This is a genomic window from Pseudomonas carassii (genome assembly GCF_036324045.1).
Taxonomy (GTDB): Bacteria; Pseudomonadota; Gammaproteobacteria; order Pseudomonadales; family Pseudomonadaceae; genus Aquipseudomonas; species Aquipseudomonas peradeniyensis.
Map to the genome: position 1 here is coordinate 13,999 of NZ_JAZDCT010000015.1, position 18,381 is coordinate 32,379.

The 18,381-nt window shown below is 66.4% G+C and carries 19 protein-coding genes; 7 read left to right on the top strand and 12 right to left on the bottom strand.

All coding sequences use genetic code 11. From position 1 onward, the window contains the following. Positions 1-71: 71 nt before the first annotated feature. Positions 72-311: a helix-hairpin-helix domain-containing protein gene (locus tag V0R62_RS13015; RefSeq protein WP_198745181.1), complete on the bottom strand. Its 240-nt coding sequence runs from the start codon at positions 309-311 to the stop codon at positions 72-74. A 91-nt stretch (positions 312-402) separates the two neighbouring features. On the opposite strand from V0R62_RS13015, the gene V0R62_RS13020 reads away from it, so the two are divergent. After that, positions 403-1,020, top strand: a complete 618-nt coding sequence (locus tag V0R62_RS13020; protein WP_330103990.1) for a LysE family transporter — start codon at positions 403-405, stop codon at positions 1,018-1,020. A gap of 3 nt (positions 1,021-1,023) precedes the next feature. Here the strand turns inward: V0R62_RS13020 and V0R62_RS13025 are convergent, their stop codons facing one another. Further along, positions 1,024-1,419: a hypothetical protein gene (locus tag V0R62_RS13025; protein WP_330103991.1), complete on the bottom strand. Its 396-nt coding sequence runs from the start codon at positions 1,417-1,419 to the stop codon at positions 1,024-1,026. Between the two features lie 56 nt (positions 1,420-1,475). Beyond that, positions 1,476-2,177, bottom strand: coding sequence for an NUDIX hydrolase (locus V0R62_RS13030; RefSeq protein WP_330103992.1), 702 nt, complete (start codon positions 2,175-2,177; stop codon positions 1,476-1,478). Positions 2,178-2,319: 142 nt separating this feature from the next. Here V0R62_RS13030 and V0R62_RS13035 point away from each other — a divergent pair, with 142 nt between their 5' ends. The 4 genes from V0R62_RS13035 (at position 2,320) to V0R62_RS13050 (ending at position 6,586) form a co-directional block, all read left to right on the top strand. Beyond that, on the top strand, positions 2,320-2,970 hold the full coding sequence (locus V0R62_RS13035; RefSeq protein ID WP_330103993.1) for a nicotinamidase: 651 nt from the start codon (positions 2,320-2,322) through the stop codon (positions 2,968-2,970). Next, on the top strand, positions 2,967-4,166 hold the full coding sequence (pncB, locus tag V0R62_RS13040) for a nicotinate phosphoribosyltransferase (RefSeq protein ID WP_330103994.1): 1,200 nt from the start codon (positions 2,967-2,969) through the stop codon (positions 4,164-4,166). Before V0R62_RS13035 ends, pncB begins: the two co-directional genes overlap by 4 nt. Before the next feature lie 199 nt (positions 4,167-4,365). Beyond that, positions 4,366-5,739 carry a nucleotide 5'-monophosphate nucleosidase PpnN gene (gene ppnN, locus V0R62_RS13045; protein ID WP_050705798.1) on the top strand — a complete coding sequence of 458 codons (1,374 nt, stop codon included), beginning with the start codon at positions 4,366-4,368 and terminating at the stop codon, positions 5,737-5,739. A 196-nt stretch (positions 5,740-5,935) separates the two neighbouring features. Beyond that, a complete protein-coding gene (locus V0R62_RS13050) occupies positions 5,936-6,586 on the top strand; it encodes a TIGR04211 family SH3 domain-containing protein (protein ID WP_330103995.1) in 651 nt (216 codons plus the stop codon). Positions 6,587-6,636: 50 nt separating this feature from the next. Here the strand turns inward: V0R62_RS13050 and V0R62_RS13055 are convergent, their stop codons facing one another. The 8 genes from V0R62_RS13055 to V0R62_RS13090 form a co-directional block, all read right to left on the bottom strand. Beyond that, complete coding sequence (locus tag V0R62_RS13055) at positions 6,637-7,950, bottom strand: cytochrome c (RefSeq protein WP_330103996.1); 1,314 nt, start codon at positions 7,948-7,950, stop codon at positions 6,637-6,639. An 11-nt stretch (positions 7,951-7,961) separates the two neighbouring features. Further along, on the bottom strand, positions 7,962-9,749 hold the full coding sequence (locus V0R62_RS13060; protein WP_330103997.1) for a GMC family oxidoreductase: 1,788 nt from the start codon (positions 9,747-9,749) through the stop codon (positions 7,962-7,964). A gap of 3 nt (positions 9,750-9,752) precedes the next feature. After that, entirely contained in the window at positions 9,753-10,499 is a 747-nt protein-coding gene (locus V0R62_RS13065; RefSeq protein WP_330103998.1) for a gluconate 2-dehydrogenase subunit 3 family protein, read from the bottom strand. Between the two features lie 202 nt (positions 10,500-10,701). Beyond that, entirely contained in the window at positions 10,702-11,688 is a 987-nt protein-coding gene (locus tag V0R62_RS13070; protein WP_330103999.1) for a 2-hydroxyacid dehydrogenase, read from the bottom strand. Between the two features lie 10 nt (positions 11,689-11,698). Beyond that, a complete protein-coding gene (locus V0R62_RS13075) occupies positions 11,699-12,976 on the bottom strand; it encodes an MFS transporter (protein WP_330104000.1) in 1,278 nt (425 codons plus the stop codon). 58 nt (positions 12,977-13,034) lie between these two features. Beyond that, positions 13,035-13,994: a sugar kinase gene (locus V0R62_RS13080; protein ID WP_330104001.1), complete on the bottom strand. Its 960-nt coding sequence runs from the start codon at positions 13,992-13,994 to the stop codon at positions 13,035-13,037. Further along, entirely contained in the window at positions 13,987-14,757 is a 771-nt protein-coding gene (locus V0R62_RS13085; RefSeq protein ID WP_330104002.1) for a sugar phosphate isomerase/epimerase family protein, read from the bottom strand. The genes V0R62_RS13080 and V0R62_RS13085 overlap by 8 nt, the downstream gene beginning before the upstream one ends. A 72-nt stretch (positions 14,758-14,829) precedes the next feature. Further along, positions 14,830-15,852, bottom strand: a complete 1,023-nt coding sequence (locus tag V0R62_RS13090; protein ID WP_330104003.1) for a LacI family DNA-binding transcriptional regulator — start codon at positions 15,850-15,852, stop codon at positions 14,830-14,832. 202 nt (positions 15,853-16,054) lie between these two features. Here V0R62_RS13090 and V0R62_RS13095 point away from each other — a divergent pair, with 202 nt between their 5' ends. Together V0R62_RS13095 and V0R62_RS13100 are read left to right on the top strand one after the other, a co-directional pair. After that, entirely contained in the window at positions 16,055-16,225 is a 171-nt protein-coding gene (locus V0R62_RS13095) for a hypothetical protein (RefSeq protein ID WP_330104004.1), read from the top strand. A gap of 143 nt (positions 16,226-16,368) precedes the next feature. Next, positions 16,369-16,680 carry a hypothetical protein gene (locus V0R62_RS13100; protein WP_330104005.1) on the top strand — a complete coding sequence of 104 codons (312 nt, stop codon included), beginning with the start codon at positions 16,369-16,371 and terminating at the stop codon, positions 16,678-16,680. A 5-nt stretch (positions 16,681-16,685) separates the two neighbouring features. Here the strand turns inward: V0R62_RS13100 and V0R62_RS13105 are convergent, their stop codons facing one another. Beyond that, positions 16,686-18,317, bottom strand: coding sequence for an ATP-binding response regulator (locus tag V0R62_RS13105; RefSeq protein WP_330104006.1), 1,632 nt, complete (start codon positions 18,315-18,317; stop codon positions 16,686-16,688). Between the last annotated feature and the right edge of the window lie 64 nt (positions 18,318-18,381).

The window sequence follows — 18,381 nt, forward strand, 5'->3', positions numbered from 1 at the left end:
AAAGATCGCCGGGGCCGCATTGCGGCCCTTTCGCGGTACAAGGCCGCTCCTACAGAGGGGCGTGCAGCGCATCAACAGGCAACCTCCCTGGCCCGCGCGATCGCCGCCTGAATAGCCCCCCGCGCCTGGGGGCTGTTCTTCCAGCAACTGCTGCCCACCAGCCCGGCCGCCTCGCTGACGATCTGCAGGGCATCGGCCCCGGCCAGTCGCGCCAGCGAGTCATAACCCAACTGCTCGAGCCGCTGCACCACGGTCGGCCCCACGCCCTTGACCGCCAGCAATACCGCCCGCTCATCCGCGCTGAACGCCATCTTCACCTCCCTGTGCCGTCATGGCTTTGCAAGTCCCGCGAATAATGGCATATATCGTGATCTGCCCGCCCACCTGCCCAGGAGACTTCCCATGCTCGGCGTGACCGACTACGGCGCTTTCGTGATTGCGTTCCTCATCCTCCTGGCGATCCCCGGCCCCGGCAACTTCGCCCTGATCACCGCCACCGGCAAGGGCGGCATCAAGGGCGGGCTGGCCGCCACCTTCGGGGTGATCCTCGGCGACCAGGTGCTGATGTGGCTGGCGGTGGCCGGTGTCGCCACCCTGCTGGCCGCCTACCCCGCCGCCTTCCATGTGGTGCAGTGGGCCGGCGCCGCCTACCTGGCCTGGCTCGGCCTGCGCATGGTGCTGAGCAAGCCCGGCGGCGCGCCGCGCGACAGCGGCATGGCCAGCGGCCGCTACCTGCGCCAGACCATGATGATCACCCTGCTCAACCCCAAGGCGATCATGTTCTACATGGCGTTCTTCCCGCTGTTCATCGACCCGGTGCGCCACCAGGGCGTGGTGACCTTCGCCTTCATGGCGCTGACCGTGGCCGGCCTGACCCTGCTCTACGGCCTGGTGGCGGTGCTGCTCACCCACCGCCTGGCCGAGCGCATGCGCGCCAGCCCGCGCATCGCCAACCTGCTCGAACGCCTGGCCGGCGCCTGCCTGGTGGGCTTCGGCATCAAGCTGGCGGCGATGCGCTGAGGCTCAGGCGTCGCGCAACAGGTCGTGGGCGTCGAGCAGGCGGAAGGCCACCTGCGGATTGCGCTCAAGCCCCCGGCGGATGGCGGCGGGGATCGACTGCCGGGTCTTGCGGCACAGGCCCGGCTGCGCTTCCAACTCGATGACGATGCCGCGCATGGTGCGCACTTCGTTGAAGCCCGGGGCGATATGCACGCGGATGCCCAGTTGCTCGTAGAGGCGTGACTGCAGGCGCTGCAGGTCCTCCAGATCCTTCAGGTTTTCCAGGCGTTCGACCAAGCGCTTCTCCTCCTCGCGGGTGAGCAGCAGGATGCGTCGCTCGGGGCCGTCGGCCAGGCGTTCGCGGCCGCAGTCGCAGGCGCCCGGTGGACAAGGATGGCGTTGGGGAGGCAGGTTGGTCATGGGGCAAGGATAGTCGCTACTCGACGACTGCAGGAAGAGGCCGCGACCTGTCCAGACTATCCTCCCGCCAGCAGACTCCGGTCGAACATGAACGCCCCGTTCCCCTGCGGGGTATGCCGGTACAGTTGCTGTGGCCGTCCCAGCCTGGGCTGGTTCTTCTCTCCGGTGTCCTGCACCCAGCCTTCGCTCTTCATGCGCTCCAGGCGTTTGCGCAGTGAGGTGTTGTTGACCGGCTGCCCCAGGCACGCCTGCGCGGCGGACAGGGCGTCCAGCACGGTGAACCGCTCGGGTGCCAGGTACAACGGCAGGTTGGTGTACACCGCCTTGGCCGCCAGCCGTTCGTAGGCGCGCTCGACCAGCAGGCGATGGTCGAACGGCAATGGTGGTTCATTATCCAGGACGCCTTGCAGATCGAGGAAGGCAATCTGCGGATCTTCCACCACGACCGCTGGATCGAGCAACGCCAGGTAGTAGGTGCTCAAGGTCCATCCTCTCGGATCACGGGACCCATTGCCCTCGGTGCCGACCTGCTCCAGGTGTCGCGGGTACACCTTGGCCTTTTCCGCAAGGGCCCGGCAGGCAGCGGCATCCAGGTTGCTGTCCGCAGTACTGCCGTTGACGATGACGCCCGGCAAGGCCCATTGCCCCTTGTAGGGTAAGCGTTGGCGCTGGTGCAGCAGGACCTGCAGGCGCTGGCTTTCAGGCGTCAGGCGCAGGGCGACGATATCCACGCTGGCCAGAACTTCTGCGCTGCTCAAGATGGCACCCCATTTTCAAATACGAGAATATTCCACCAGGGCAATTAAGTTGGTCAAGCATAAATTTTCCTGGAGGATATTGCTTGACACACTTAATGCACCAGGTGAAATATATAGCCACTCAAGCGAGAGGAGGCCCCAAATGAACATTGCCAGCTTCGACGTCGACGCGCAGAACGGCTTCACCACCAACGCTCCCCAAGAGCTGCCCGTTCCTGGCGGCCACCTGATCGCCCCCGAGCTCAACGCCATGGCCCGACGCGCCTCGCTGCGCCTGGGCAGCAAGGACGCCCACCCGGCCAACGCTGCCTGGGTGGTCGCCGAGCCGGGTCAAATGCTGCAAGCCCTGGACATGGCCAATGCCGACCTGACCTGGGTCAGCCACTGCGTCCCCGGCACGCCGGGCTTCGAGCTGCTGCCCGGCCTGCCCGCCCCCATCGACTATGACTACTTCGTCTGGAAAGGCGTGGAACCCGACCTGCACCCCTACGGCGCCTGCTACCACGACCTGGCCGAGCGCCGCTCCACCGGCGTCATCGAGTACCTCAAGGTGCAACAGGTACAGGCGATCATCGTCGGCGGCCTGGCACTGGACTACTGCGTGCGCACCACTGCCCTGCAACTGCGCCGCGCCGGCTTCGAGGTGCTGCTGTACCTGCCGGCCTGCCGTGCCCTGAGCGCCAAGGGTGCACAGGCTGCCTGCAACGAGATGACCAGCGCCGGCATCCACGTGTGCGCCGACGAACAGGCCCTCGATACCCGGCTTGACCAACTCAAGGAGGCCCGCCCATGAGCGACAGCGTCTTTGGTACACGGATCATCCAGAACCTGCTGGATACCGATTTCTACAAGATCACCATGATGCAGGCGGTGCTGCACAACTACCCCAACGCCGAGGTGGAATGGGAGTTTCGCTGCCGCAACGACGAGGGCCTGGCGCCCTACCTCGCCGAGATCCGCTACCAGATCGAGCAGTTGGCCGATGTATCGATCACCCATGACCAATTGGCCTACCTGGAGAAGATATCGTTCATCAAGCCGGACTTCATCCGCTTCCTCAGCCTGTTCCGCTTCAACCTGCGCTATGTGCAGGTCGGCCTGGACGATGCCGGGCAGCTGGCGATCCGCATACGCGGCCCATGGTTGCACGTGATCCTGTTCGAGATCCCGCTGCTGGCGATCATCAGCGAAGTACGCAACCGCTACCGCTATCGCGAGGTGCTGATCGAACAGGTCGGCGAGCGCCTGTACCAGAAACTCGACTGGCTCAGGGCCGAAGCCAGCGACGACGAACTGGCCGGTCTGCAACTGGCCGACTTCGGTACCCGCCGGCGACTCTCCTATCGGGTACAGGAAGAGGTGGTGCATATCCTCAAGCGCGACTTCCCCGGGCGTTTCGTCGGCACCAGCAACGTGCACCTGGCCCGCGAGTACCAGATCAAGCCCATCGGTACGATGGCCCACGAATGGTTCATGGCCCACCAGCAGCTCGGTCCGCGCCTGGTCGACAGCCAAGCCGCCGCACTGGAATGCTGGGTACGTGAATACCGTGGACAGCTGGGCATCGCCCTGACCGACTGCATCGGCATGGATGCGTTCATGCACGACTTCGACCTGTACTTCGCCAAGCTCTTCGACGGCCTGCGCCATGACTCGGGCGATCCGCTGGCCTGGGCCGAGAAGGCCATTGCCCATTACCAGCGGCTGGGTATCGATCCGCGTGGCAAGACGCTGATCTTTTCCGATGGGCTGGATTTCCAGAAGATGCTTGAGCTGTACCGTGCGTTGAATGACAGGATCCATGTCAGCTTCGGCATTGGCACCAACCTCACCTGCGATATCCCCGGGGTAAAGCCGATGAACATGGTGATCAAGATGACCGCCTGCAACGGCGCGCCGGTGGCGAAGATCTCGGACAGCCCGGGCAAGACCCAGTGTCGGGACGAGAATTTCGTGGCTTATCTGCGGCATGTGTTCAAGGTGAGGTGACATTCGTGGCAGCGGGCTTGACCCGCGATGCCTTACCGGCCCTGATCGCGGGGCAAGCCCGCTCCCATAAAGCCCCCTCCTACCAAGGCCACTCCCACGATCGCCAGCCAGGCTTTTTCACCCGCCCCCTCGTTGCCACGCACATTTGCTTGTATGGTGTTGTCCAAGAAGGATGTTTTACCCGCACAGGAAAGACCAGATGCCCCAACGCAATGTCATCAACGCCTCCGTCAGCCCCAAGGGCAGCCTGGAGACGCTGTCGCAACGTGAAGTCCAGCAACTGAGCGAAGTCGGTACCGGCAGCCTCTACACCCTGTTCCGCCAGTGCGCCCTGGCCATCCTCAACACCGGCGCCCATGTCGACAACGCCAAGACCATCCTCGAGGCCTACAAGGACTTCGAAGTACGCATCCACCAGCAGGACCGCGGCGTGCGCCTGGAACTGCTCAACGCCCCGGCCGACGCCTTCGTCGACGGCGAGATGATCGCCAGCACCCGCGAGATGCTGTTCAGCGCCCTGCGCGACATCGTCTACACCGAGAGCGAGCTGGCCAGCCAGCGCATCGACCTCGAGAGTTCCCAGGGCCTCACCGACTACGTCTTCCACCTGCTGCGCAACGCCCGCACCCTGCGCCCGGGCGTCGAGCCGAAGATGGTGGTGTGCTGGGGCGGGCACTCGATCAGCAGCGAGGAATACCAGTACACCAAGAAGGTCGGCCACGAGCTGGGCCTGCGCAAGCTGGATGTCTGCACCGGCTGCGGCCCGGGCGTGATGAAGGGCCCGATGAAGGGCGCCACCATCGCCCACGCCAAGCAACGCATGCACGGCAGCCGCTACCTGGGCCTGACCGAACCGGGCATCATCGCCGCCGAGGCGCCCAACCCGATCGTCAACGAACTGGTGATCCTGCCGGACATCGAGAAGCGCCTGGAAGCCTTCGTCCGCGTCGGCCACGGCATCATCATCTTCCCCGGCGGCGCCGGCACCGCCGAGGAGTTCCTGTACCTGCTCGGCATTCTCATGCACCCGGACAACCAGGACCTGCCGTTCCCGGTCGTGCTCACCGGGCCACGCAGCGCCGAAGCCTTCCTGCAGCAGTTGCACGCCTTCGTCGGCGCCACCCTCGGCGAGGCCGCCCAGCGTCACTACCAGATCATCATCGACGATCCGGCCGAAGTGGCCCGGCAGATGGTCGAGGGGCTCAAGGCGGTCAAGCAGTTCCGCCGCGAGCGCAACGACGCGTTCCACTTCAACTGGCTGCTGAAGATCGACGAGGGCTTCCAACACCCGTTCGACCCGACCCACGAGAACATGGCCAACCTGGCCCTGCGCCGCGAACTGCCGCCCCATGAACTGGCGGCCAACCTGCGCCGGGCGTTCTCCGGGATCGTCGCCGGCAACGTCAAGGACAAGGGTATTCGCCTGATCGAGGAGCATGGGCCGTATCAGATCCGCGGCGACGCGGCGATCCTCGACCCGCTCGGACGCCTGCTGCAGGCGTTCGTCGACCAGCACCGCATGAAGCTGCCCGGTGGGGCGGCGTATGTGCCGTGCTATGAGGTGGTGGCCTGAGGCTTGCTTCCCCTGTGGGAGCGGCTTGCCCCGCTCCCACAGGGGGCTATTGCCAGCAACATTCTGCAGACATTTCCTACCGCAGGCAGTGAACCTGCCTACAAAAAAACGGTCTTTCGCTGACGGTCAATCCACCCGACCGGATCGCCGGCCCAGTCATCGGGCCTTCATTCGTCCTGTTTCAGCGAAGACCAGCATGCCAGACATCCAGCCCGTTTCCCCTGCCCTCACCGCCCTGCGCGGTGGCCTGATCGCCGCCCTGATCACCCTTGCTATGCCGGCCCACGCCGAAGAACCGGCCAGCGATGCGCGCTGGGTCAGCGACAGCCTGAGCACCTACGTGCGCAGCGGCCCCACCGATGGCCACCGCATCGTCGGCACGCTCAAGTCCGGACAGAAGGTCAGCCTGGTGACCAGCCAGGGCAACTACAGCCAGGTGCGCGGGCAGAACGGCGACCTGGTGTGGATCCTCAGCAACGACCTGCAGGGCGTACCCGGCCAGAACGAGCGCCTGCCGCAGCTCGACGCCCAGGTGGCCGAACTGTCCGGCCAGTTGAAGAGCATCGACGACAGCTGGAAGAACCGCGTGCAGGGCATGCAGGAGACCCTCGACTCGCGCAAGGCGCTGATCGACGAGCTGGAAAGCCGCAACAAGGCGCTCAACGAGCAACTGGCGCAGAGCCAGTCGACCCTGCGCGACACCCAGGCGCGCCTGGGTGACGAGAACAAGCAGGTGATGATGCGCTACATGGTCTACGGCGGCAGCATTGCCGGGGCCGGGCTGCTGGCGGGGTTGATCCTGCCGGCGCTGACCCGCGGCCGTAAACGCAACGACCGCTGGTTCTGAGTGAGGGGCCAGGGGCAAGGGCGTGTAGACCCGCTGCCCCCGGCCACTGCTCAGGGCTCCTGGATACCCGTGGTATCGCCGATCAACGACTCGGCCTTCAGTACCGGCGGCGCCTGCTTGCGCAGTTGCGCCACCTGCCCCGCCTTCACCGCCGGTGCCTGGTTGCCCCAGCTGCCGCGGATGAAGTTGACCACATCGGCCACCTGCTGGTCCGACAGGCGCCAGCCGAAGCCCGGCATGCTGAAGGTCGAGGGCGCCGTCGCCGTGGCCGGCAGGGTCGCGCCCTCCAGCACGATATGGATCAACGAGGTGGCATCCTCGCCCTGCACCACCGGGTTGCCGGCCAACGCCGGGAACACCCGGGCGTAGCCCTTGCCGTCTGTGCGGTGGCAGGCACCGCAGTTGTCGACGTAGAGCGCCGCGCCGGTCTTGCCGTCATTGCCCTGCCACAGCGCCTGGGCGACGGCAGGGTCCTCGCGGAACGGTTTGTCGTCCGGGTTCACCGACGGCAAGGTCTTGAGGTAACGGGCAATGGCGGTCAGGTCAGCGTCGCTCATGTACTGCATGCTGTGCTCGACCACATCGCTCATGCCGCCGAACACCGCGGTGCGCTCGTTGCGCCCGGTCTTGAGGAAGGCAACGATCTGCGCCTCGTCCCAGCTGCCCAACCCATCCTTGTGGTCACCGCGCAGGCTCTTGGCGATCCATCCTTCAAGGGGCGCGCTGCCGGACAGGAATGCCGCGCCGTCGCCGGCATCCAGGGCTTTTTCCTGCATGGTCAGCGCCCGCGGCGTGTGACACGCGCCACAGTGCCCCAGCCCTTCGACCAGGTAGGCGCCGCGCGCCACCACCGGATCGCGCCCGGCGGCTTCGAACGGCTTGACCGGCGGCGCGAACAACCCGCGCCAGAACGCCAGCGGCCAGCGCATGCTCAGCGGCCAGGGAATGTCGCTGTCCTTGTTCTGCTGCTCCACCGGCTGCACGCCGTGCATGAAGTAGGCGTAGAGCGCCTGCATGTCCTGGTCGCTGACCCGGGCATAGGACGGGTACGGCATGGCCGGATACAGCGTGCTGCCATCCTTGCCGATACCCTGGCGCACGGCACGCTCGAAGTCCTCGTAGCTGTACTGGCCGATGCCGCTCGCATGGGGCGTGATATTGGTCGAGTACAGGGTGCCGATGGGTGTTTCCATGGGCAGCCCGCCGGCGAACGGTTTGCCGCCCTTGGCGGTGTGGCAGGCCACGCAGTCGCCGGCGCGGGCTAGGTATTCGCCTTGCCTGACCTGCGCCGGGTCCACCGCGTCGGCGGCCTGCAGCAAGGTGCTGGCGCCCAGGCCCAGCATGGCGATGAGCAATGTCTTCATGTTGGCCTTCCTCATGCCTGCACCAGTGGACCGGGGTTCTTCAGGTAGCGCTCGCGAATCGCCCGTGCCGACCAGTAGGTCAGCGCCGCCACCAGCCCGGTGGGGTTGTAGCCCAGGCCCTGGGGGAAGGCCGAGGCGCCGGGGACAAACACGTTGTGCACGTCCCAGCACTGCAGGTAGCGGTTGAGCGCGCTGGTTTTCGGATCGGTGCCCATGATCGCGCCGCCGTTGAGGTGGGTGGTCTGGTAGGTGGAGGCATCGAAGTGCTGGCCGAAGGCTTTCTTGCCCGCGCTGATCGCCTTGGGTCCCATCGCTTCGGCGATCTTGCCCATGCGCTCGACCATGAAGCGGTTCATCTTCACGTCGTTGTCCTTCCAGTCGAAGGTCATGCGCAGCAGGGGCAAGCCGTAGGCATCCTTGTACACCGGGTCCAGATCGAGGTAGTTGTCGCGGTAGGACTGATGCGCGCCATGGGCGTCCATCGACAGCATGTGCCGGTAGCTGTCGGCCATCGCGGCCTTCCAGCCGCTGCCCCATTTCGGCGTGCCCGGCGGCACCTTGGTGCCGGAGATCGGCTTGGCGCCCGCCTGGTTGACCCAGAACGGCGAACCGCCAACGAAGCCGTGCGGGCCATGGTCGAAGTTGTCGGCGTTGAAGTCGTCCACCGCCACGCCGTTGCCGCCGGCGCCAATGAAGGGGTTGGTGTGGTGGCTGTCGCGGTCGAAGAACGCGGTCACGGTTGAGATGTTCTGGTAGGCGAAGTTGCGCCCTACCACCCCCTCGTTGCTCACCGGATCGTAGGGCTTGCCGATGCCCGAGAGCAGCATCAGGCGCACGTTGTTGTACTGGAACGCGCCGAGGATCACCAGGTCGGCGGGTTGCTCCACTTCGCGCCCCTGGCTGTCGACGTAGGTCACGCCGGTGGCCAGGCGCTTGTCGGCGGTCAGGTTGACCCGCAGCACATGGGCGTTGTTGCGCAACTCGAAGTTCGGCACCTGGCGCAGGGCCGGGAGGATGTTCACGTTGGGCGAGGCCTTGGAGTACATGTAGCAGGCATAGCCGCTGCAGTAGCCGCAGAAGTTGCATGGCCCCATCTGCGCGCCGTAGGGGTTGGTGTACGGCCCGGAGGTGTTGGCCGACGGCAGGTTGTAAGGGTGGTAGCCGACCTCGCGGGCGGCCTTCTCGAACAGCTGCGCCGACACGGTGTTCTTCTGCGCCGTCAGTGGGAAGTCGCTGGAGCGGTCGGCGGCGAACGGGTTGCCGCCCTTGTCGCGGCCCACCACCTGGCCCTTGATCGACCAGGCCGTGCCGGAGGTACCGAACACCTTCTCGGCAAAATCGAAGTACGGCTCCAGCTCTTCATAGCTGACGCCGAAGTCCTGGATGGTCATGCCCTCGGGAATGAAGCGCTTGCCGTAGCGCTCCTCATAGTGGCTGCGCAGGCGCAGCTCCACCGGGTCGACGCGAAAATGCACGCCGGACCAGTGCAGCCCCGCTCCGCCCGTGCCGGTGCCGGGCAGGAAGGCGCCGAACTGGCGGTACGGCACTGCCACGTCGTTGACGCTGTGGCGCAAGGTCACGGTTTCGCGGGAGATGTCCATGAACAGCTTCTTGCGCGAGTTGTAGGTCAGCTCGTCCATGGTCTGCGGATAGACGCCGTCCGGATAGGTGTCGCGGGCCGGGCCGCGCTCCAGGGCCAGCACCTGCAGACCGGCCTCGGTCAGTTCCTTGGCCATGATCGCCCCGGCCCAGCCGAACCCGACGATGACCACATCGACTTTCTTCATCACTTGGCTCATGGCTCAACCTCGCTCGCCGCTGATGGACACTGACGGGAAGGGATAACGCTCGTCGCGCTCCACCCAGTCCATGAAATCGGCGCGGGCGCCGGGGAATCCGACCAGCTTCCAGCCCGCCAGGCCCTGGTTGCCGCCGTGCAGGGGGTCGCTGAAAAAGCCCTCGCGGGTGTTGAGCCAGAGCATGCCGAGGAAGGTGGCCGCCGGCACCGAGGCAAAGGCCGGCTTGCCGCCGTCCAGGGCCTCGAGCACCTGCTGCTGCTGTTCAAGGCCGAGCTGGGCGAACACCTTGCCGAACTGCGCCTGGCACCAGGCGTCGGTTTCGGCGATGCCCAGCCGGTAGATCTCCTGGGGACTGAGCTTGAGCTGGTAGCCCAGCTCGCTGGGCGCGTCGGGGTGGAATGGCCCCTGCATGTACCACAGCCCGCCGCTGCCATAGCGGGTGTTGAGCTGACGGTCGATGAACTCGGGCACGCCGGCATCGGCCGCGCCGGGACCGAGGGCGTCGGTGGGGATCAGCACGGCCACGGCGGCGCTGACGAAGGCCCACTCCTCCTGGGTGAAGAAGCTTGGCTGGTAGGCACGCGCCGGGGCCACTCGGGCCAGTTCGGCGGGTGCCGGGGTGGCGCTGTCGGCGAGCACTGCGCCGCCTAGCCCTGTGCTGGCGAGGGTCGCCACCGGGATCAGGGTCAGGGATTGGCGCAGGAACGCCCGGCGCGCCGGTTGCACGGAGGCGGGTTGGTCCTTGGACATGAGGATGTCTCTCTGTTGATCAGGTCATACGGAAATCGTCGCCCTTTTCACCGATGGAGATCCCGTGGCCGCAAGTCGAGACAGCGCTGTCTCGGCGGAGCGGCCTTGTTTTGCCAAGGGGTCGCGGTGCGACCCCGGGATATCGAAGCGGGCAAGGGCTGTTGTTATGGCAAGCATAGGGCGAGCACAGTGCTCGCCCCGCTCATGGGTTTCGCCGCGACCAGGCAAGCGGGTTGACCAGGTTCTGCGGTCGCTCGCCGGCCAGGGCCGCCAGCAGGTTGTCCACCGCGCAACGGGCCATGGCCTCGCGGGTTTCCTCGGTGGCCGAGCCGATGTGCGGCGTCACCACCAGGTTGTCCAGTTGCAGCAACGGCGAATCGGCGGGCAACGGCTCGCGCACGAACACGTCCAGGCCGGCGCCGCGAATGCGCCGCTCGGCCAGGGCCTGGAACAACGCAGCCTCGCCCAGCACCCGGCCACGGGAAATGTTCACCAGGATCGCCGACGGCTTCATCAGCGCAAGCTGCGGCGCGCCGATCAGGTTCTCGGTCGCGGCGGTCAGCGGCAGGCACAGGCAGACGAAATCGGACTCGGCCAGCAAGGCCTCCAGGCTGCGATGCGCGGCGGCAAACCGCGCCTCCACCTCAGGCCGCGGCTGGCGGGTGTGGTACAGCACGCGCATGCCGAAGCCTGCATGGGCGCGGCGGGCCAGGGCTTCGCCGATACGGCCCATGCCGACGATGCCCAGGGTCTTGCCCTGCACGTCGCAACCGAACTGCGCCGGCCCGATACCTGCCTGCCAGTGGCCGGCACGGATCCAGCCGTCGAGCTCGACGACCCGCCGGGCACAGGCGAGGATCAGGGCAAAGCCGGTGTCGGCGGTGGTTTCGGTGAGCACATCAGGGGTGTTGGTCAGCAGCACGCCGCGCTGGTCGAAGGCGTCGATATCGTAGTTGTCGACGCCGACCGAGACGCTGGAGACCACTTCCAGCTGCGGCGCCAGGTCGAGCAAGGGGGCGTCCAGGCGCAGGCTGGCGCCGAGCAGCCCGTGGGCGCCCGGCAGCGCCGCGCGCAGCCGAGCGAGGCCGTCGGCACTGGGCGATTCGACCAAGGTCACCTCGGCGTGTGCCTGCAAGCGGGCCATGAGCGCTTCGGAGAGGCGTTTATAGAGGACGATGCGTTTCTTCATTGCACGGTACCTATCGGCTGGGCGCCAGGCTTTGCCGGCGTGTCTGTTGCAAGGGATTGAGAACGGCGGTCAGGGCCACGGCCAGCAGCAGCGCCACGCACATGAACAGGTAGGAAGCGCCGGGGCCGCCGGTGGCGCCATTGAGGTAGCCCACCAGCCACGAGCCGGAAAACGAACCCAGCGCGCCCATGCTGTTGATCAGCGCCATGGCGCCCCCGGCGACGTTGGCCGGCAGCAGCTCGGGGACGATGGCGAAGAACGGCCCGTAGGGCGCGTACATGCAGGCCCCGGCGATCACCAGCAAGGCGTAGGACCACCAGAAATGCTCGGTGCCCAGGCTGTATGAGCCATAGAACGCCAGGGCGGCGATCAGCAGCGGCGGCCAGACGAAACGCTTGCGCTTTTGCAGGCGGTCCGAGGCCCAGGACACGCCGAGCATGGCCACCACCGCGCCCAGGTACGGCACTGCCGACAGCCAGCCGGCGGTGACGATGTCCAGTGCCGCCGCCTGCTTGAGGATCGACGGCAGCCAGAGCACGAAGCCGTACACGCCGATGCTCCAGCAGAAGTACTGCAGCGACAGGATCAGCACGGTGGGCGAGCGGAATGCCTCGCGGTAGTTCTTCACCGGCTTGATGCCCTGCTGCTCGGCGTCCAGCGCCTCACGCAGCGCCGCCTTCTCGCGGGTATCCAGCCACTTGGCCTGCTCCGGACGGTCATCCACCAGGCGCCACCAGATGAAGGCCCAGAGAATCGCCGGCGCGCCTTCGATGATGAACATCCAGCGCCAGTCGAACTGCTGCACCAGGTAGCCCGAGACCACCGACATCCACAGAATGGTCACCGGGTTGCCGAGGATCAGGAAGGTGTTGGCCCGCGAACGTTCGGCGCGGGTAAACCAGTGGCAGAGATAGATGAGCATGGCCGGCATCACCGCCGCCTCCACCACGCCCAACAGGAAGCGGATGACGATCAGCAGGTAGACGTCATGCACCACGCCGGTCAGCGTCGCCAGGCCACCCCAGAGGATCAGGCTGGCGAAGATCAGCTTCTTCACGCTGCGCTTCTGCGCGTAGAGGGCACCCGGCACCTGGAAGAAGAAGTAGCCGAGGAAGAACAGCGCGCCGAGCAGCGACGACAGCGCCGGGGTGATCTTCAGGTCGTCGGCCATGCCCGAGGCCGCGGCAAAGCCGTAGTTGGCCCGGTCGAGGTAGGCCAGGCTGTAGGTGATGAAGACGATGGGCATGATGTACCACCAGCGTCTGGGGGCGAGTCGATCAAGCTGCATGGGGAGTTCTCCTGGTCTTGTTGTTCTTGTCACATCAGGTGCCGGACGGTCCGGCGATTCAGCGTGGTTGGATCGAAGCGTTCTCGTGCAGGTCCAGCTCGTGGCGTTGCGGCAGGCCTTCCATGTCGCCCCGGCTCTGCACCGCGCGGCTGCCGCACCAGTTGCCCCGGGCCACGGCGCGGCGCAGCGGCAGTCCTTCGAGCAAGGCGCTGACCACACCGACGGCGAAGGCGTCGCCCGCGCCCACGGTGTCGACTACCCGGGGCACCGGAACACCTGGGACCACGCCGTGCTCACCGTGGGCGTCGCGCCAGTAGGCACCTTCGGCGCCAAGCTTGATGGCCACGTATTGCACACCCTGCTCTAGGTAGAACTCGGCGATGGCCTGCGGCGACTGGCGGCCGCTCAGCAGGCGCCCCTCCTCAAGCCCTGGCAGGACCCAATCAGCCTTGAACGCCAGGGCGTTGATCTCGCGCACCATGGTCTGGCGGTCCGGCCACAGCGAGGGGCGCAGGTTGGGGTCGAAGGAGATGCTGCGGCCATGGGCGCGCATGTCGTCCAGCAACTGGTGGCAGAGCGCGCGGCAGCTGGCCGACAAGGCCGGCGGAATGCCGGTGGCGTGCAGGTGCCGGGCCTCCAGCAACGCGGGCTGCATCTGGGCAGGCGACAGCCGGCTGGCCGCCGAGCCTCGGCGGAAATATTCGACCTGCGGATCGCGACCGTCATCGCAGCGTTCCTTGAGCTGGAACCCGGTGGGATGCTCGTCATCGATCTCGACGCTGGAACAGTCCAGCCCTTCCTGACGCAGGGTGTCGAGCACGAAGGTACCGAGCGAATCGTTGCCGACCCGGCTCAGCCAGCGCACCCCCAGCCCCAGGCGCGCCAGGCCGATGGCCACGTTGCTGTCGGCACCGGCGATGCGCTTGCCGAAACCCTCGACCCGGGCCAGCTCGCCCGGCTGCGCGGCCACGAACATGGCCATGGTTTCACCGAAACACAGGACGTCGCGCTCAACCATGGCACACCTGCCCTTCCAACTGCGCCAGTAGCGCGACCTGCCGCGCGGTCAGCGCCAGCAGGTCGTCTCCAGCCAACGGGTATTCGATGGCCCGTGGCAGGTCTGGAGCGAAATGCGTCATCAGTTGACGCCACTGGGCCAGGTCGAGAGCCTGGGGCACGACGGCAACCAGGCGCCCGTCGGCACGTCGGGCGACAGCCTTGCAGTGAACGTAGCGCACCCAGGAGCCCAGCAGTTGGGCGGCCAGCAGCGGCGACTCGTCGTGCCAGCACCAGTTACCGATATCGAAGGTCATGCCCGGTGCCACGCCCTGCTCCTGCGCCTCGCGGAAGAATCGTTCCAGGACCTGCAGCCGTCCGCCGTAAGGCGTCTGGTCGTTTTCCACATACAGCGCTGTCTTGTGCCCCAACAATGGCGCCAGGGCCTGCAAGTCACAGCCTGGCTGGTAATGCCCCAGCGACACCTTCAGCGCCACCGCGCCGATTTCGCTTGCCAGTTGCAAACGCTGGGCGATGGCCGGCTCCAGGCTGCCATCCTCGCGCCACAACTCCAGTGGCGTGGAGTAAAGGCTCTGCAGGCCATGCTCGGCGGCCAGGTTGGCCAGGGTGGCGGCAGCAAGCGCGGCGTCGAACAGCTCCTCACGCCATTCCACCCGTCGCGCACCGGCGGCGGCCAGCAACGGCAGGTAGCTGGCCTGACCCAGGCGCCGCACGGCATCGGCACCGAAACTCGACAAGCTGATGGAGACAATGGGCGTTTGCATGTGTGTGATCCTTGTTCTTGTAGATGAAACCGGTTTCATTTTTTGCCAGCAACAACGGCGTCAAGGACGCCGTCATGCTTGTGATCGGGTGGAGCCTCGCGGGATCAGCTCGGCTTGCAAATCCAGGCGCCGCGCTGGCGAACCGCTGCCTTGCAGACGCTCCAGCAGGCACTGGAACGCTGCGGCACCGATCCGCCCGGTGGGCTGGGCCAGGGCGGTGATGCCGCTGCCCACCAGCGGGTACCAGTCCAGCTCGTCGAGCGCTAGCAGGCCCACGTCCTGGAACAGCGCCCCGCCACGGGCGTGCAGCACGCGGACCACCTCCAGGGTGGCAACGCCGTTGCAGGTGAACAGGGCCTGCGGGCCGTGCCCTGCCCCGGCGATGAAGCTGCCCAGCTGCTCCGGCAGGTCCGCCCCCACCGCCAGCACCTGCCCACGCAGGCCACGGCGCCGGGCAATGGAGGCCAGGAAGGCGTCAACCCGCTCCTGGCGGGAGCTGGTGCCGTCGAGCGGCTCGGTCACGGCAAGGATGTCGCGATAACCGCAACGCTGCAGATGATCGAGTGACTGTTCGACGGCATCGCTGTTGTCCAGCCCCACCAGGTCGACCGCCAGGCCGGCCAGTTGCCGGTCGACCAGCACCATCGGCAGGTCGCGGGCCAGCTTCGCCAGCTCGTCGGCGCGATGACCGAGGGTATTCACGATCAGGCCGTCGACGTTGTACGACTGCAGGGCCTGCAGGTGACTGCGCTCCTGGTCGTCGTCGTAGTCGGTGTTGCACACCACCAGGCTGTAGCCATGCTGGCGGCAGGCGGTCTCGACGCCGTGCATCACCGCCACCGAGTAGGGGTTGCGGATATCCGCCAGGAGCATGCCGATCAAACCGGTGCGGCCGCGCTTGAGGGCACTGGCCATGCGATTGGGGCGATAGCCGAGGCGTTCGACGACGGCCTCGATGCGTTGCGCGGTGGCTTCGGCGAGCAGTTGCCGGTCTTCGCCCATGTAGCGCGAGACCGTCGCCTTGGAGACGCCGGCGGCCTTGGCAACCTCGCTGATGGTAACCCGCCCGCGAACGGGTGCTGGCTCTTTGTCCACCCTGGTTCCTTCTTGTTTGCGCTTTTGCAGGGTTGATGAAAACGGTTTCAATGAAATCAGGGATAGGGTGTGGCGTCAAGTGACGGGCTTTCTGCCAAAGCGGGCGGGTGCAGTGCCAATCGCCTGGCCTGGCGCTGTACCTCGGGGGTTTGGGGGGTATGGTGACTTCTCGAAGTTCCCTCGCCCTGCCTTGGAGATGGCCATGACCGCACTGTTTCGGATCAGTCTTTTCTTGCTGCTTGCCGGCATGGGCATTGGGGATATTGTGGTGGCCAGCGTGGGGTTGATCGGGCTGTGCGGGGGGGCCGTGGTACTCAGTGTTCGCCAGGATAGCGAGGGGCGAGAGGTTCAGAAGTCGGAGTTCATTGCCTAGACTAAAGGCAATATGCCACCTCGCACATCTGCCCTACATCGCACAACGCCCTGCGCCGCTATAGTCGGTCTGCCACCCCGCCGCCAGCTCCCCTTCCTGGCCCTGGGGCGCCGTATCGAGAACAATGCCAAGGAAGCAACGCGATGATCCCCATGTCCTTCCCCTTCAAGTCCCTGCTCCTGCTCGCCGGCTTCGCCGCCCTGGCCGGTTGCCAGACCGCCAGCCCCAGCGCCGACACCCTCAAGCAGCGTACCGAGGTCACCCTCGGCGTACCGGTGAACAAGGTCAGCAACCTGCGCAGCGACTCCAACACCACCTACTTCACCGCCAGCACCTCCAAAGGCCAATATGACTGCCAGGTGCCCAGCGGTGGCCTGGTCGCCGTGGCCGGCATGGGTATCTACACCCCATCACCGACCTGCTGGAAGGAAGGCCAGGCCCCCGTCTTCCAGTGACCCCCTCACGCGCCGGCCTTGACCGCCGGCGCCACTGCCGTCTCGCGCAGGACGCGCAACGCCGCGCGCAGCTCGGCGGGCCGCACCGGCTTGGCCAGCACCGCGATGCCCCGCGCCTGCAAGGCGCCCTGCAGCCTGTCAATGTCGTGACCGGTCATGATCAGCGCCGGCACAGCGGCGCCGCGCTGCGCGCGCAACTGGTCGATGCAGTCGATACCGGTAGCCTGCGGCCCCAGGTCGTAGTCGGCGACGATCACATCGCAGTCGCTGACCAGGCCATGGGCCGAACTCTCGGCCTGGACCTCGCACCCCCAGCGTTGCAGCAAGGCACTGGTGGCCTGCAGCACGTTGTGGTCGTCCTCCACCAGGCACACCCGCAGCCCCGTGAGCAGGCCCGCCTGCACCGCCTGGTCGGCCGTGGCCCGCAGCACCTGCGCAGGGGCCCTGGCCAGCCCCTGCAGGGTCACGCAGGTGCCATGCCCCAGGCGCGAGCGCAGGCTGACCTCCAGCCCCATCAACCGACCCAGGCGCTTGACGATGGCCAGGCCCAGGCCGACCCCCTCGACATCCTTGTCGCGTGCCTCGCGCACCCGGTAGAACTCCTCGAACACCTGGCCCTGGTGCTCTTCGGCAATCCCCCGACCCTGGTCGCAGACGACGATGGCCAGGCCCTCCCCGCGAGGTCGCACGCCGATCAGCAGCGGGCGTCCGGCGGCGTACTTGAAGCTGTTGGACAGCACGTTCTGCACCATGGTCGCCAGCATGCCCGGGTCGGCGCGGATCCAGTGCCGGCTGGGCACCAGGCGCATCTCGACCCCGGCCCAGCGCGCCGCCTCGCTGTTCTGACGCAGCAGCTCGCGCAGGAAACCATCCACGGCGAAGGTCTCCCATTTCGGCTGCACCCGGCCGTTGTCCAGGGTGTACAGGTCGAGGATCGAGCGGAACAGCTGCGAAACGTTGAGCAGCGAGCGGTCGATGCTGTCCACCAGGCGCCGCTCCTCATCACCCAGGCGCGCCTCGCGCAAGCAGGCGGTGAACAGGCCGATGGAGTGGATCGGCTGGCGCAGATCGTGACTGGCCTGGGCCAGGAAGCGCGATTTCTCGCGGGTCGCGGCCTCGGCCAGGGCCGTGGCCTTGCGCGTGCGCTCCAGCAGCAGGTGGGCATAGAACGGGATCAGGGTGCTGGTGGTCAGCAGCATCGGCAGCAGGAACGGCTGCTCCTGCCAGTAGGGCGTCAGCCGCCACACCACCAGCAACGCCCCGAGGGCCAGCACCGTGGCGATGGCCAGGTAGCGCGAGCCGAAGCGCATGCCGTTGCCCAGATTGATCCACACCATCACCGCGTACAGCGGCAATGCCGTCTCACCGCCGACCACCAGGCCGAAGCAGGTACCGGTGTAGTCGCCGAGCATGCCGAAGATCCGCCGCGCCGGATAATGCCCCGGCCAGCGCTTGATGGCCTGGCGCATGCCGATCGACACCACTACAAAACCTGCGTAGTAGAGCAGTACCGGCAGGTATGTGGCCGGCGAGCGTCCCGGCAGGAAGCCCAGCAGCGCCACGTAGCTGATCGCGCAGGAGGCGACGATGATGCGCAGGTTGGCCTGGTCCAGTTCGTTGTTCTTCTCGAACCTCATGGGGTAACGTCCTTGTGCGCCAGTCGGCATTTGCGGCATGCGTCATGGGAAAATGCCGCAGTTG

Excerpts from the sequence above, each read along its gene's own strand:
- V0R62_RS13020 (WP_330103990.1), top strand. The coding sequence starts at position 403 with ATGCTCGGCGTGACCGACTACGGCGCTTTCGTGATTGCGTTCCTCATC.
- V0R62_RS13050 (WP_330103995.1), top strand. The coding sequence starts at position 5,936 with ATGCCAGACATCCAGCCCGTTTCCCCTGCCCTCACCGCCCTGCGCGGT.
- V0R62_RS13085 (WP_330104002.1), bottom strand. The coding sequence starts at position 14,757 with ATGCAAACGCCCATTGTCTCCATCAGCTTGTCGAGTTTCGGTGCCGAT.
- V0R62_RS13095 (WP_330104004.1), top strand. The coding sequence starts at position 16,055 with ATGACCGCACTGTTTCGGATCAGTCTTTTCTTGCTGCTTGCCGGCATG.
- V0R62_RS13035 (WP_330103993.1), top strand. The coding sequence starts at position 2,320 with ATGAACATTGCCAGCTTCGACGTCGACGCGCAGAACGGCTTCACCACC.
- V0R62_RS13100 (WP_330104005.1), top strand. The coding sequence starts at position 16,369 with ATGATCCCCATGTCCTTCCCCTTCAAGTCCCTGCTCCTGCTCGCCGGC.
- V0R62_RS13015 (WP_198745181.1), bottom strand. The coding sequence starts at position 311 with ATGGCGTTCAGCGCGGATGAGCGGGCGGTATTGCTGGCGGTCAAGGGC.
- V0R62_RS13075 (WP_330104000.1), bottom strand. The coding sequence starts at position 12,976 with ATGCAGCTTGATCGACTCGCCCCCAGACGCTGGTGGTACATCATGCCC.
- ppnN (WP_050705798.1), top strand. The coding sequence starts at position 4,366 with ATGCCCCAACGCAATGTCATCAACGCCTCCGTCAGCCCCAAGGGCAGC.
- V0R62_RS13105 (WP_330104006.1), bottom strand. The coding sequence starts at position 18,317 with ATGAGGTTCGAGAAGAACAACGAACTGGACCAGGCCAACCTGCGCATC.
- V0R62_RS13070 (WP_330103999.1), bottom strand. The coding sequence starts at position 11,688 with ATGAAGAAACGCATCGTCCTCTATAAACGCCTCTCCGAAGCGCTCATG.
- V0R62_RS13055 (WP_330103996.1), bottom strand. The coding sequence starts at position 7,950 with ATGAAGACATTGCTCATCGCCATGCTGGGCCTGGGCGCCAGCACCTTG.
- V0R62_RS13080 (WP_330104001.1), bottom strand. The coding sequence starts at position 13,994 with ATGGTTGAGCGCGACGTCCTGTGTTTCGGTGAAACCATGGCCATGTTC.
- V0R62_RS13025 (WP_330103991.1), bottom strand. The coding sequence starts at position 1,419 with ATGACCAACCTGCCTCCCCAACGCCATCCTTGTCCACCGGGCGCCTGC.
- V0R62_RS13060 (WP_330103997.1), bottom strand. The coding sequence starts at position 9,749 with ATGAGCCAAGTGATGAAGAAAGTCGATGTGGTCATCGTCGGGTTCGGC.
- V0R62_RS13065 (WP_330103998.1), bottom strand. The coding sequence starts at position 10,499 with ATGTCCAAGGACCAACCCGCCTCCGTGCAACCGGCGCGCCGGGCGTTC.
- pncB (WP_330103994.1), top strand. The coding sequence starts at position 2,967 with ATGAGCGACAGCGTCTTTGGTACACGGATCATCCAGAACCTGCTGGAT.